Annotated in this window: 13 protein-coding genes; all 13 read right to left on the reverse strand. The window is 35.0% G+C overall.

All coding sequences use genetic code 11. The features are described from left to right. Positions 1 to 93: 93 nt before the first annotated feature. The gene (gene groL, locus AAFM34_RS01575) at positions 94 to 1,740 is read right to left on the reverse strand and encodes a chaperonin GroEL (protein ID WP_160931567.1); all 1,647 of its coding nucleotides are present in this window, start codon (positions 1,738 to 1,740) and stop codon (positions 94 to 96) included. A gap of 83 nt (positions 1,741 to 1,823) precedes the next feature. Beyond that, positions 1,824 to 2,117: a co-chaperone GroES gene (locus AAFM34_RS01580; RefSeq protein WP_114785960.1), complete on the reverse strand. Its 294-nt coding sequence runs from the start codon at positions 2,115 to 2,117 to the stop codon at positions 1,824 to 1,826. Between the two features lie 194 nt (positions 2,118 to 2,311). Continuing rightward, complete coding sequence (locus AAFM34_RS01585) at positions 2,312 to 2,647, reverse strand: DUF3135 domain-containing protein (RefSeq protein ID WP_341659281.1); 336 nt, start codon at positions 2,645 to 2,647, stop codon at positions 2,312 to 2,314. A 273-nt stretch (positions 2,648 to 2,920) separates the two neighbouring features. Continuing rightward, positions 2,921 to 3,922, reverse strand: a complete 1,002-nt coding sequence (locus AAFM34_RS01590; protein WP_341659283.1) for a sugar transferase — start codon at positions 3,920 to 3,922, stop codon at positions 2,921 to 2,923. Positions 3,923 to 4,132: 210 nt separating this feature from the next. Next, positions 4,133 to 4,882: a glycosyltransferase family 2 protein gene (locus tag AAFM34_RS01595; RefSeq protein ID WP_341659285.1), complete on the reverse strand. Its 750-nt coding sequence runs from the start codon at positions 4,880 to 4,882 to the stop codon at positions 4,133 to 4,135. A 189-nt stretch (positions 4,883 to 5,071) separates the two neighbouring features. Beyond that, entirely contained in the window at positions 5,072 to 6,259 is a 1,188-nt protein-coding gene (locus tag AAFM34_RS01600; RefSeq protein ID WP_341659287.1) for an oligosaccharide flippase family protein, read from the reverse strand. Next, entirely contained in the window at positions 6,246 to 7,253 is a 1,008-nt protein-coding gene (locus AAFM34_RS01605) for an EpsG family protein (protein WP_341659289.1), read from the reverse strand. Before AAFM34_RS01605 ends, AAFM34_RS01600 begins: the two co-directional genes overlap by 14 nt. Before the next feature lie 53 nt (positions 7,254 to 7,306). Next, positions 7,307 to 8,302, reverse strand: a complete 996-nt coding sequence (locus AAFM34_RS01610; protein ID WP_341659291.1) for a glycosyltransferase family 52 — start codon at positions 8,300 to 8,302, stop codon at positions 7,307 to 7,309. A 4-nt stretch (positions 8,303 to 8,306) separates the two neighbouring features. Continuing rightward, positions 8,307 to 9,383 (reverse strand): glycosyltransferase family 4 protein, encoded by a 1,077-nt coding sequence (locus AAFM34_RS01615; RefSeq protein WP_341659293.1) that lies wholly within the window; start codon positions 9,381 to 9,383, stop codon positions 8,307 to 8,309. Continuing rightward, positions 9,380 to 10,501, reverse strand: coding sequence for a UDP-N-acetylglucosamine 2-epimerase (gene neuC, locus AAFM34_RS01620; RefSeq protein ID WP_341659295.1), 1,122 nt, complete (start codon positions 10,499 to 10,501; stop codon positions 9,380 to 9,382). The genes AAFM34_RS01615 and neuC overlap by 4 nt, the downstream gene beginning before the upstream one ends. 2 nt (positions 10,502 to 10,503) lie before the next feature. Further along, a complete protein-coding gene (locus tag AAFM34_RS01625; protein ID WP_341659297.1) occupies positions 10,504 to 11,547 on the reverse strand; it encodes an N-acetylneuraminate synthase family protein in 1,044 nt (347 codons plus the stop codon). Next, positions 11,544 to 12,239, reverse strand: a complete 696-nt coding sequence (locus tag AAFM34_RS01630) for an acylneuraminate cytidylyltransferase family protein (RefSeq protein ID WP_341659299.1) — start codon at positions 12,237 to 12,239, stop codon at positions 11,544 to 11,546. The genes AAFM34_RS01625 and AAFM34_RS01630 overlap by 4 nt, the downstream gene beginning before the upstream one ends. Positions 12,240 to 12,398: 159 nt before the next feature. Next, the gene (rfaH, locus tag AAFM34_RS01635; protein ID WP_341659301.1) at positions 12,399 to 12,917 is read right to left on the reverse strand and encodes a transcription/translation regulatory transformer protein RfaH; all 519 of its coding nucleotides are present in this window, start codon (positions 12,915 to 12,917) and stop codon (positions 12,399 to 12,401) included. Positions 12,918 to 13,056 lie beyond the last annotated feature (139 nt).

The raw sequence follows: 13,056 nt of genomic DNA on the forward strand, positions 1-13,056 counted from the left end.
GATGGGATCATTCAATTGATCTGCCGATTAATGTTTAACTGATCGGCATTAGAGACCTAGGTCTCCGTTTCTTGTTCAGCTAAGCTGTATGGATTACATCATGCCGCCCATACCACCCATGCCACCCATACCGCCCATATCAGGCATTGCTGGCGCATCTTTTTGTGGCTGGTCAGTAACCATAGCTTCAGTTGTGATCATTAGACCTGCAACTGATGCAGCAAATTGAAGTGCAGAACGAGTCACTTTAGTTGGATCTAGGATACCCATTTCTAGCATGTCACCGTATTCGCCAGTTGCAGCGTTGTAACCGTAGCTACCTTCACCACCTTTAACGTTGTTAGCAACTACAGACTCTTCGTCACCCGCGTTTTGTGTGATCTGACGAATTGGCGCTTCCATAGCACGCAGTGCTACGCGAATACCAACATTTTGCTCTTCATTGTCACCTTGAAGATCAACAATCTTAGAAGCCGCGCGGATAAGAGCCACACCACCACCTGCAACAACGCCTTCTTCAACTGCGGCGCGAGTTGCGTGAAGCGCGTCTTCAACACGGTCTTTCTTCTCTTTCATCTCAACTTCAGTTGCTGCGCCAACTTTAATAACCGCAACGCCGCCTGCTAGCTTGGCAACACGCTCTTGAAGCTTCTCTTTATCGTAGTCAGAAGTTGCTTCTTCGACCTGCTGGCGAATTTGAGCAACACGGCCTTGAATCATAGACTCTTCGCCTAGACCATCGATAATAGTGGTGTTTTCTTTAGTGATAGCAACGCGCTTCGCTTGACCAAGATCTTCTAGAACTACTTTCTCTAGTTCAAGACCTACTTCTTCAGAAATTACGGTACCACCTGTTAGGATAGCGATGTCTTGAAGCATAGCTTTACGACGGTCACCAAAGCCAGGAGCTTTAACAGCGGCGACTTTAACGATACCACGCATGTTGTTAACCACTAGTGTCGCTAGCGCTTCACCTTCAACATCTTCAGCAATGATAAGCAGAGGACGAGAAGCTTTTGCTACTGCTTCAAGAGTTGGAAGCAACTCACGAATGTTAGATACTTTCTTGTCAATCAGTAGGATAAATGGATTATCAAGCTCAACAGAACCAGATTCTTGGTTGTTAATGAAGTATGGAGATAGGTAACCACGGTCAAACTGCATACCTTCTACCACATCCAGCTCATCTTGAAGTGCTTGACCTTCTTCAACAGTAATAACACCGTCTAGGCCTACACGCTCCATTGCTTCAGCAATAATCTTACCTACGCTAGAGTCAGAGTTTGCAGAGATAGTACCAACTTGCTCGATTTCTTTGCTACCTTTACAATCAACAGAAAGCTCACCTAGCTCTTTCACTGCTGCTGCAACAGCTTTATCGATACCGCGCTTAAGATCCATTGGGTTCATACCCGCAGCAACCGCTTTAAGGCCTTCGTTAACGATAGACTGTGCAAGAACTGTCGCAGTTGTTGTACCGTCACCCGCAGCGTCGTTTGCTTGAGAGGCGACTTCTTTAACCATTTGTGCGCCCATGTTTTGGAACTTATCTTCTAGTTCAATTTCACGCGCAACAGATACACCATCTTTAGTAATAGTTGGTGCACCAAAAGATTTGTCGAGAACAACGTTACGGCCTTTAGGACCTAGCGTTACTTTTACTGCATCTGCTAGAACATTTACACCTTCTAGCATTTTAATACGTGCGTCATTACCAAATTTAACGTCTTTAGCAGCCATCTTTAGTTTCCTTTTCTAAAATTCTTTAGTTTTACTTAATTAACAAATGAATCTGAGCAAAAAATTACTCAATGATTGCTAGCTTATTGCTCAACGATAGCCATGATGTCACTTTCAGACATCACTAGAACTTCTTTACCGTCGATTTTTTCAGTTTTCGTACCGTAGCCTTCAGCAAAAATCACTGTGTCGCCAACATTGACATCTAGAGGCATCACAGTGCCATTCTCTAGAATGCGGCCTTTACCAATAGCCAAAACTACACCGCGAGTTGACTTCTCGGCAGCAGAACCAGTCAAAACAATACCACCCGCTGATTTTGACTCAACTTCTTGGCGTTCTACGATAACTCGGTCGTGTAATGGACGAATGTTCATCGGTCGTCTCTCCTGAAAATTTCCATGTTGTTGGATAAGTACCTAGCGCAATAGCACAAGGCGTTAAAGTCTTGTGCTATCTATATGAGGGGCGATTTACTGAAACCCAAGGGGGACATAAAAGATTTTTGTGATCGAGTTCAGAGAAGAACTTGGAAATTCGGCTTCGGAAAGCCTAGCGCTAACTCAATGTGTTAGCGCCAGTCAGCAAGAGGGATGATTTGTGCACTACCGCATTCTTCGGTCTCGGCCGAATCACCTTCGAGTACATCTTGAAATTTAACCATTTGAGAAACAAGCTCACGCATGAGAACGACGTTAGCATGATTAGGATTTTTGCAGTTATCAACCACTCTATCTATATGACTTTGCTGAGCCCAGAGTCTACCTTGCATCTCTTCAGACGCGGACATAATCATCTCTTTACACATGTTATGCTTAAATTGAGCAAAACCTTCAGGGTTGTTTTCTGCAAGGTCGATTAGCTCATCAAACGAAGGAAGAGTTTGATTGATTAACGGTGAGTTCATAAAGCCCCCAAAACAAAGTAACAAATCTATCAATTAAAATATAGACGGTTTGCTGGGGTTGTGCGAACTACACATGTTTTACTCTGAGTTTGAGTAAGAGAGCTTTGAGAACCGATGTTACCGCTGCTTAAACTATAAAACTGCCAGGGATACGCAAAAAGAAATGGGAGCCCAGGGATTGACATAGGAGTTGTATTGTCAGAAATCTCTGTTCGAAAACTCCCATCTTGTGTTCTTTACTCACGCACATTAAAGCGGAACAACACAGTTTCACTAACGGCCCATCCCAAAAATTACAGTTTTTACGGTTAAAAATAAAATTTTCAACTCCATGCGCCAATTCTGATGTTTGATATAGTAAATATCAAATTTATGCTTCCAAATTGCATCGTCAACTGATGCGCCGTATGGATATTTTACTTGTGCTAAACCAGTGACGCCTGGTTTTACAGCGTGACGGAAACGATAGTATGGTATTTCTTTTTCCAAATCTTCGATAAACACTTCTCGCTCAGGTCGAGGGCCTACCATCGACATTTCACCCTTGTAAACGTTAATTAACTGAGGTAGCTCATCGATTCGTGTTTTTCGGATAAAGTTCCCAACCTTGGTCACTCGTGCATCGTTTTTGGTTGCCCACTGAGCTCCATTTTTCTCTGCATCATTCCGCATTGAACGGAATTTTATTACCTCAAACTCTTGGTTATACTGACCAGTTCTTCTTTGTTTAAAGAAAATAGGTCCTGGCGACTCAAGCTTAATTAAGGCAGCAGTTATAAGGCCTATGGGGATCGCTATTATTCCAAGCATAAAAACGAACATCAGATCTATCAGTCGCTTTTCACTTACATTTCTTTTATTTGAAAGAATTGAAAAGGCTTTTTGATGTAGAAAGTATCCACTGTGAAGCAGCTCTGTTTCTGTATACCCAAGTGTTCTATCAAAATAGCTCACCAAAGGCTCGACCCACGCGCCAAGTTCTGTTGCTTCAATGAGAAAATTGCGATGCTCCTCTGACAAGCTGGCACTTTCAAAGTGACATAAAGTCTTACGTTTAAAATCTTGAATAGAATAATTGTTTACATCGTATTTAATGTCGTGTTTTGACAATACAAATTTCAATTTTTCTAAATATTTCTCTGGTGCATATATATGAATGAGAGCTTTGCTGTTTTGCGGTGTTTGTTGTAAAACCTGATCATTTGGATTGGTGTCAAATACTGCTTCAAATACTTCTGAGCCAGTAACTTGATTTTTTAATACTGAGTTTTTCATACTTTGAATATAATAAAAAATAAAATGAATTTCAGATGCAATATATTATCACATCACCATTAATAATATTCACATAGAATATACTTCCGGACAATTTATAATAAATACTCATAACAGATTAATTTTAAGTAGGTAATTCAGGGGAAATAAATTGGTAATTTTCATATGAAGGTTTCGCGTTTAAAAAGCATGAAATGCATTATAAACATACTAAATCCTTTTTAAAAAGGCGTTATATATATATGAATAAAAACAGTAATACCTTTGAAAACAATTTAAGCTTAGCTGTTTCTTCAATATTTTATAATGCCAAATTGCGGACCTCAATTTATTAGAAGATAATGATTTTGACACCACCCTATAATAAGCTAGAGGTCTATCAACTCCTACTGAAGGTGTATGCTTTAGTACTCTTAACCACATATCATAGTCTTCATGACCTATATTATTTTGCATTATGGTATCAACATAATTACGATCATAGATTCCAGTTAGGTTAGCAATTCTATTTGACCTCAACTGATCTTTGTATGTAACGACACCCATAGCATTAACAGTATTAAGATAACCACCGACTTCGTCAACTCTAACGTATCCACTATGAGAGGCGTAAAAACCACTTGATTCCATAGCATCTACCTGGCTAGCAATTTTAATTGGCGACCAAAAATCATCACTATCCAAAAATGATATATACCGACCAGTAGCATTTTTTATACCTATATTTCTCGCATAATATGCACCACCGGATGAAGATTCATTATTTATAAATATTACTCTATCATCTAACATTGCGTATTTTTTGATTATTTCTTCTGTGTTATCTATTGATCTGTCATTAATCACAATCAACTCAAAGTTAATGTAAGTTTGAGATAATACAGACTCTATACTTTTCGAAATATACCTACTTGAGTTGTGAGCGGGCATTATTATCGAAACTTTATTGTTGGAAAACATTTTAATACCAAGTAATTAAGAAATGGGAATTTATTACAAAAAAATAGTTTATTAATAAATGAAATTAGTGTTTTTAATATTAAAAAGTTACACTCTGAACTTTTATAAATATATAAATATATAAATATATAAATATATAAATATATAAATATTATCTTAAATCATTAATTTACTACTATATCAACCAATCTAGATATTATTGGATTGACGGGTTATAAATAAAAAATACAATGTCAAAAGTAGACCAATAAAACTAGATATAACGCTGGAATAAACAGCTCCTTTCATCATATGAATTTGAATAAGAAAAAAGCTTAGTCCTGTATGCACTGTTGCGATGGTAACAACTTGATAGAATATAAACTTAGTGTTCTCATAATAAATAAAAATATTATTTATAAGCATTACTATGGAACCAAACCAAAATGATAGCAATAAATACGGAAGAAGAAGAATAGCTTCAGAATAGGCAATATCAACAAAATTGAAAATTATAAATTTTGTAAAGATAAAATATAAAACTGAAATAAATGCCAATGCCAAAGAAACAATAAAAATATCTTTACCTATTGAACAGCAATCGCTTATTTTTTTAATAAATGCGGTCTGTAATATTTTATTCAAACTAATACAAATAACATTTATTACAGAGGAGATTTGCAAAGCCAAAGAATAAATACCCAAATCTGTCGTAGATATAAGTTGGTTTATATATAACTTATCAATATTACCTTTTAACCAACTGCTTACGATTGAAAGGCTCAAAGGCAAACCAAAAATAGCGATTGACCTGATAATTCGTATGTCATTAATACCGATAGAAATATAGTACTTAATGTAGAATTTTCGGAGTATAATGGACAAGGTAATAAAAGCTGTTATCGAAAGCCCTAGTAATCTAGTAAACAAACTTGCATCAAAAAACTCGAAAAAAACAATTAAAAAAATAAAGCTAATTGAACTATTAAGTAGTAAATATCCACCCGCGTATCCATATTCACCTTTGAGTCTTAATAAAGTCGTATATATATTTAATATAGCGCAAGAAAAACCAATTAAAAAAATTACTGTAGTATATATTGATACAAAAAGGCTTATGCTTATTAATATTACTGAAGTAATTGAAATTGACCATAGCATCACTGAAACGCTAGTCAGAAATTCAGATTCTTCTAGCTTGTAGTACTTTGATAGCATCCATCCATCAAAACCTAATGTGATCATAAAACCATATAATATATAGAAGGATACCACCAACTCTAGAACACCATATTCTGAAGGGGGTATATGATTCGTTATATAAAATACGGATATAAATGGAAGTGATTTATTAAATATATCAGATAATAAATAAAGAAGCTTACTATTTATTTTCATCTAAAAATAATCCATTTTTATAGGGAATATATGCCTTTTCTACTGAGTGTCTTAGGTCTGTGTAAACGAATTTATAATAATTAAAGCTAAAATATAAAACTAGAGATGTAGCAATTAAAGCCTTTTTCTTTATACTTGCTTCTATTGTAAGGTAGCACGACAGTATATATATCACTGTAATATTGGTAGAAAATGTTAATCTATTTATTAACACACCATTGTCTTTAAATATCAATGTCAGCATAAACATTACTAAATATATATTTTTCGCAAAACAAGCAGAAACACTACTGTCTAATTCATCCCATATTATCAACAAAATCACTATAAATCCTAGTCGATACACTTGCGCTGATATTGACATAGGCTCATCATACTTAGTGCTATATGTTAGTAACTTATTAAAATACAAAAAGTCTGAAGCCAATGATTTGGCCAGATCAATAATAATACCGATAGGGTTTAAGTAACCTAATATCAAAGAAAAGCATAGTAAAATTAAAAATAAAGCCTTGGTCATTCTGATTTTTTTTACAAAATACAAGGGTAATAAAATCAGTGCAGACGCATGAAATAAAGAACCCAATAGAGAAAATAAGATATACTTCTTAATTGAGTCATGGTTAATAATAGCAAGAATAAAAAAAGGTAGAGATAATCCTTGTCTTATCGTCGAGGTCAGTGGAACAAAAAGAAAAAAGATAAAACTTACTAGAAGTAAAGTCTTATATTGTAATCCCTTTATAGAAAGGGTGAATAAGAATACTGTAATAACGAATAAAAATAGAGACAAAGAGTTATATGTAAAACCAAAGTATCTAAAAAGTTCGAAGATAATGTTGGATAATGGTTCAAATCTAGTGCTGTCTGCTGAATAAAACAAAGAACTATATTCGGTATAGTCAGCTCCAACTTCATATCTCAAACCGATAAATAATACACTAATACATAAGACAAAAAAATACAGATAATAGTCTATTATCTTATCTTTCATCGATAAAATAACACACAGCAAAAGGAAGAAATAATATATAGAATATATAGTCATTATACATACTCAAGTTCACTATATTTATTTTTGCTAACAAATCTTTTTTCTATTTCTCCCAATACTCGAATCATATTTTTTGAATGCATAGTACCATATATATCAACATTAACTGGATAGGAAAAATTATATACAGAGCCGGAACACACTGTACATAGGGTATCAAACCTAGCATCTGTGAAGTTCAAAATTTCAATCGGAAATGACTTGCTAATAATAGAAAAATCACCACTAAGATACTTATTATAATCTGTTGTATCTCTTGGGTGTGGTTTAATTATTATATCACTATATTTATCAATAAATTCCTGATATAGGGATAGCTTCTCTGATTCAGAGATTATACCATCTTCAGATAGAGGTTGAGTAAGAAGCAATACACCCTCTTTTAGATTATGACCCTCGACATCAAAAACACCAAATATTTCCTTTTTTTGTAGCTCCTCAATGCTCTCGAAGTCATTTTTAATATTAAGACTTACAACTTTAAAATATATGTCTTCTGGAGCTTTTTCTGGATACTGTAGGAAGATTTTTGTTATAGATTCATCTCTCCCATAACCTTCTGTAACACCGAGAACCCGCTTAATAAACTTATAATTAGGGTATGCTCCCACTAAATAATTACCATTACCATGCTCAAAGAGTTTTAATGTTTTCCCAGACTTAATAAATGTCTGACTAATTACACTTTGATCTACGAATACATTAATGTCGTATTCTTGAGATATATACTTAGATAATTTTCTTTTCAAAGAGAAATGACAACGATAGTGAAACAACAAGCCTTTTGCAATTTTACTTTGATTTAATTTTATTACTTCTACTTCTTGTATACATTTCAGTTTTCTTAATTTTGGAATATAATCTTTATTCTCTTCAGCCCACTCAAGTATTATGACTGTTTTTTCATTTGTTTCTTTGTGTTTTTTAAATGCCATTACAAGAGTTACAAATAACTCCCATGTGGTTTTACAGACAAATACATCATTCATATTCTTAACTCAGCAACTTTTCCCATTTTTCTATAATATGAGCAACTTTAAATTTCTCTACAGATATTTTAGCATTGCTCCCTAGTTTAGCTCGATGTTGATAATCTAAAGATAGGACACTAATACCTTCCAAAAATGACTTTTCATCACCTTGGTCTACTAAAAAACCGTTAACGTTATGAACGATAATATCTGAAGGACCTGTAGGACAGTTAAATGCTATACATGGCAGCCCGCACTCCATAGCTTCTACAAGTACCATACCAAACCCTTCATATCGTGACGACATTACTAAAAAATCTGATTTAAGGTATTCTGATTTGATATCATGCGTTTTACCTCTCAAAAACACATTTTTTATATTGTTTTCTAGAATTATTCCTTCGAGATATTCTTTCTGACCACCCACACCATATATATCAAGAGTGATTTCTTTATTATCTAACTCTTTAAAAAGTTTAATTAATATATCAAACCCTTTCTGGTATTCCAACCGACCGACAGCTATAGCTCTATTATAACTTCTCTTTGATTCTTCTTTAGTTACTAGCCAAGAAGGATTGTAAATTTTATTAACTTTTTCATGCCAATTACTATACTTATCTCTGTCAGAATCAGTCAAACAAACTATTGATTCAACCTTCTTGTATACTATCTTCCTTATAAATCTAATAACTGGGCTATAGTAATCATAATGAACATGTTCATAAGATATGATTTTTTTTTCTCCAGTGGCAAGAGCAATGCAAGTTGTTATAGGAAAAGAGTTACTAACTATTTTATCGAATTCTTTATTTTTAAAGTAACGATTTATCAAAAAAATCTTATTTACAAGTCCACACATCCTAGTGAAAGAGCCGGGAGTTCCGCTATAATTACCTTGAGTTAAGAAATCTATTCTTACATCACTATCAACATTGTAATTACAAAATTTATTGCTATTATAAATGCTTAATATTGTTATACTAAATAAGTCTTTATTAAATGCATTCGCTAAAGTCGTGACTACCCGCTCTATACCTCCAACATATGTGATGTCTGCGACTACAAATAATATATTTTTTTTCTTAAAACTTGTCATTGCATATCCACAAATACTTTCTGTCTAGGAGTTTCCCAAAAGCTTGAAGTATTAATTATTTCTAAAAACAAATTATCGCTATTGCCATCACCGAATTCTTTTTCAGCTTCAAATTCTTGTAACTTAACACGAGATATCTTATCCAAGATAGACAATTCATCCTCTTCTGCATTAAGAATTGACGCCGCTTTTGCTCTTCCAGCTTGCCTACTACCCAAATTTATTGACACTTTACCATAAAAAGGCATTTCTCGTACTCCGGCACTAGAATTACCTATCATAAACTTCGCATTCTTTAGAAGGGTGAGGAAACATTCAAATCTAACACTTGGGAACACTTTAAACCTATGATTATTCTTAAGTCGCATAAGTTCTTTAATAATCACTTCAGAACCATGATCATTATTAGGATATATAACGATATAGTTTTCTTCACTAGCAATCAATGCATCAACTGAATTTGAAATATTACTCGATAACTCATCCAGTTCGGTAGTAACAGGGTGATACATAAATACAGCATAATCTTCAAAAGGAATTTGGTATCTTTTCTTAACTTCGCATAGATTAGGCAATCTATTGGACGTCATTATATCTAAATCTGGAGAGCCAATTACAAATATACTTGAATCATTTTCTCCTAGCTGTAATAAACGCTGCCTAGCCAAATCGTTAGAAACAAAATGTATATGTGACATTTTAGAAACGGAGTGGCGAATTAGTTCATCAATAGTCCCCGAAACTTCCCCTCCTTCTATGTGGGCAACGAGAATATTATTTAAAGCACCTACGATTGAACCAGCCATAGCTTCAACTCTATCACCATGAATCACCAACAAATCAGGTTTAGTCTCTTTAACGTAATCAGAAAGACCCTGAATTGTCTTAGATAATATGACATCCATAGAATCATGTTCATTTTGGTTAATGTATTTATATAATGATTTGAATCCAGCCTTCTCAACTTCAATAGCAGTCATACCATATCTTGCTATCATATGCATTCCAGTAATAAAAATATCTGCTTCAAAATCACTATGCACGTCAACTTTGGAAATCAAACTTTTAAGTTTGCCAAAGTCTGCACGGGTACCCGTTACAAATAGTATCTTTTTCATGGCTATTTAATATGCTCGTTCTTAAGTTGCATATCCGCTGGGATATCCGTTTTTGCTACTTTTCCTAGTAAGTTCTCATAATCTTCTGCCAAGAAATCGCCTGTACCCGGACGCTTAACCCAAAGGTTGTTCGGTGTTAATTTTTCTCCAGCATTGATTGCCTTAATTGTAACAACGCTTGCATATGCAAAATCAATTGTCACTTGCTCCTCTTTTGCTGCTTCTTTTTCCCCACCCCGCATTTGGGCTAAGCGCTTTGATTGTTTGATGAGCTCAGCGCACTCTTTTGAATCCATTGAACATACAATATCAGGACCAGGGCGTTCTTTACTGTCTGTAAAATGACGCTCAAGAACAGAAGCGCCCAAGGCCACGGCTCCCATGCATGCAGTATTATCAATACTATGGTCAGACAAACCGACAACAGCATCTGTAAAAGCTTGTTGCAATTGCTCCATAGCACCTAAGCGAATCAGGTGATCTGGTGTTGGGTATAAGTTGGTAGTGTGAAGTAGACAGAATGGTGTACCATGTTTACGAAAAATATTTACTGCTTTTTCAATTGATGGAATGTCATTCATTCCTGTACTCAGGATTACTGGTTTCCCAAAACCAGCAATTAAACTTAGCAAAGGATAGTTATTACATTCACCAGAACCAATTTTATAAGCGGGTACATTCATCCGTTCAAGACGAAGTGCCGCTGCTCGAGAAAATGGAGTACTTATAAATATTGCTCCTTTCGACTCTACGTACTTTTTTAGCTTAATTTCATCAGCTTCACTTAATGCACAACGCTCCATAATTTCGTAAATAGAAACATCGGCGTTACCTGGAATTACTTCTTTGGCTTCACTACTCATTTCATCTTCAACAACGTGTGTCTGATGTTTGATAACCTCAGCTCCACCTTCGATCGCAGCATCAACCATTTCATACGCGACTTGTAAAGACCCTTCGTGATTGATACCAATTTCGGCAATGACAAGAGGATCGTAATCTAAGCCAACTTTTCGGCCAGAGATTTCAAATACAGGGTTGGTCATTTGTCTAGTTCCTTTAATCTTTTTTCAACAATTTTAAGGTCTTCAATAGTATCTATATCAGTAGAATCTGCTTCTGACATAACGTACGGAAAGACATTAATGTTTGGAAAATGGTTTGTTTTTTTGAATTCCTCAACGGAAAATGCATATATAGCTCCGTTAGGTAAAAACGCTTTGGGTAGGTCTTGTCTTCGCATGTAAGGGGCATCTTCACTATATAGCCCAACTATTGAACCATTACTCTTTTGTATATATGACTTTATGGGAGTATGAGATGGCTCAAAAACGCTTGTGACAAGAAAAGCTTCGCTCTTATTATATTGAGTGAGAGCCTCGTTTAAATGATTACTATTTCTAAGTGGTGAAGTAGGCTGTAGCAAAACAAGATCATCTGTTAACATAGAATGTGCTTCTAACCATTCGATTGCATGACATACAACGTCGATACTACTAGCAGTATCGCTAGCCAACTCGCTTGGCCTGTTAATAATTTTCGCACCGAAGTCCATGCTTACTTTTGCAATTTCTTCATTATCAGTTGATACATAAACTCCGACGATGTGGTCACACTCTTTTGCCGCGTTAATTGTCAATCCAATAAGGGGAGTCCCACATACCGGTAAAACATTTTTTCTAGGCAGACCTTTCGAGCCACCTCTAGCGGTAATTAAAGCTACAAATTTCTTTTTCATATTAATTTATCATCAGTAATTTCGACTCAAAAGGATATCATTCTAAAAACTTCCATAAGTACTACGATTAATATTTATATAACCCTTTAATTAAGTTAATTATAACTAATCAAAAAATATGCCGATATTAATTTAACTAGTCGAAAAAGAGGTAAGACATCAATCTTGTAAACGCACCATGTTTATATTATCGACTATAAGTTTAGTAGGTTGATTTAGCATCTCTATTAACAAAACACTTCGTCTTTCACCGTCAGGTTCTATGAAAATCCCATTGATATTTATGTAGTTGCCTTCAAAAACTATCACTTTCTCACCAAGCCGCACTGATTTATCGACCACCAAACTATCCCTTACCTTTAAATCAGCTATTAAAACATCCGGCACAACTTGTGGTTTTCCGGCAAATCTAACATAGTCGTAGACCCCTAATGTATTTCTTACTTTGGAAGCTAAAATAGATGAAGGATCTAAATAGACAAAGATATAGCCTGGAAAAAGCGCTTCGCGAACAACTTGCTTCTTACCCCTACGCACTTTAACCACATCAATAAGTGGATAATATGAGTCGATTGATTGATTAGCAAGATTGAGACTAGCGCGTTGCTCTTGTTTGGTTTTACACCTAACCAGAAACCATTGATTGTTTTGATTATCGTTCTGAATATTCTTTATCATAATAAGGACCATCTATAATATTTAATATATTTATAACTATCCGTGAAAAAGATATTGCACAATAAAAAGGCACGCTACCGCCCTTGGGTTACAGCCCCCAAAGGCTTATATCCTTGCTAACTTTTACTCATTGCATATT

The organism is Vibrio sp. (assembly GCF_038138445.1).
GTDB lineage: Bacteria > Pseudomonadota > Gammaproteobacteria > Enterobacterales > Vibrionaceae > Vibrio.

Bases quoted from the DNA above. Each gene is read 5' to 3' on its own strand.
- groL (WP_160931567.1), bottom strand. From the start codon at position 1,740: ATGGCTGCTAAAGACGTTAAATTTGGTAATGACGCACGTATTAAAATG.
- AAFM34_RS01580 (WP_114785960.1), bottom strand. From the start codon at position 2,117: ATGAACATTCGTCCATTACACGACCGAGTTATCGTAGAACGCCAAGAA.
- AAFM34_RS01585 (WP_341659281.1), bottom strand. From the start codon at position 2,647: ATGAACTCACCGTTAATCAATCAAACTCTTCCTTCGTTTGATGAGCTA.
- AAFM34_RS01590 (WP_341659283.1), bottom strand. From the start codon at position 3,922: ATGAAAAACTCAGTATTAAAAAATCAAGTTACTGGCTCAGAAGTATTT.
- AAFM34_RS01595 (WP_341659285.1), bottom strand. From the start codon at position 4,882: ATGTTTTCCAACAATAAAGTTTCGATAATAATGCCCGCTCACAACTCA.
- AAFM34_RS01600 (WP_341659287.1), bottom strand. From the start codon at position 6,259: ATGAAAATAAATAGTAAGCTTCTTTATTTATTATCTGATATATTTAAT.
- AAFM34_RS01605 (WP_341659289.1), bottom strand. From the start codon at position 7,253: ATGAAAGATAAGATAATAGACTATTATCTGTATTTTTTTGTCTTATGT.
- AAFM34_RS01610 (WP_341659291.1), bottom strand. From the start codon at position 8,302: ATGAATGATGTATTTGTCTGTAAAACCACATGGGAGTTATTTGTAACT.
- AAFM34_RS01615 (WP_341659293.1), bottom strand. From the start codon at position 9,383: ATGACAAGTTTTAAGAAAAAAAATATATTATTTGTAGTCGCAGACATC.
- neuC (WP_341659295.1), bottom strand. From the start codon at position 10,501: ATGAAAAAGATACTATTTGTAACGGGTACCCGTGCAGACTTTGGCAAA.
- AAFM34_RS01625 (WP_341659297.1), bottom strand. From the start codon at position 11,547: ATGACCAACCCTGTATTTGAAATCTCTGGCCGAAAAGTTGGCTTAGAT.
- AAFM34_RS01630 (WP_341659299.1), bottom strand. From the start codon at position 12,239: ATGAAAAAGAAATTTGTAGCTTTAATTACCGCTAGAGGTGGCTCGAAA.
- rfaH (WP_341659301.1), bottom strand. From the start codon at position 12,917: ATGATAAAGAATATTCAGAACGATAATCAAAACAATCAATGGTTTCTG.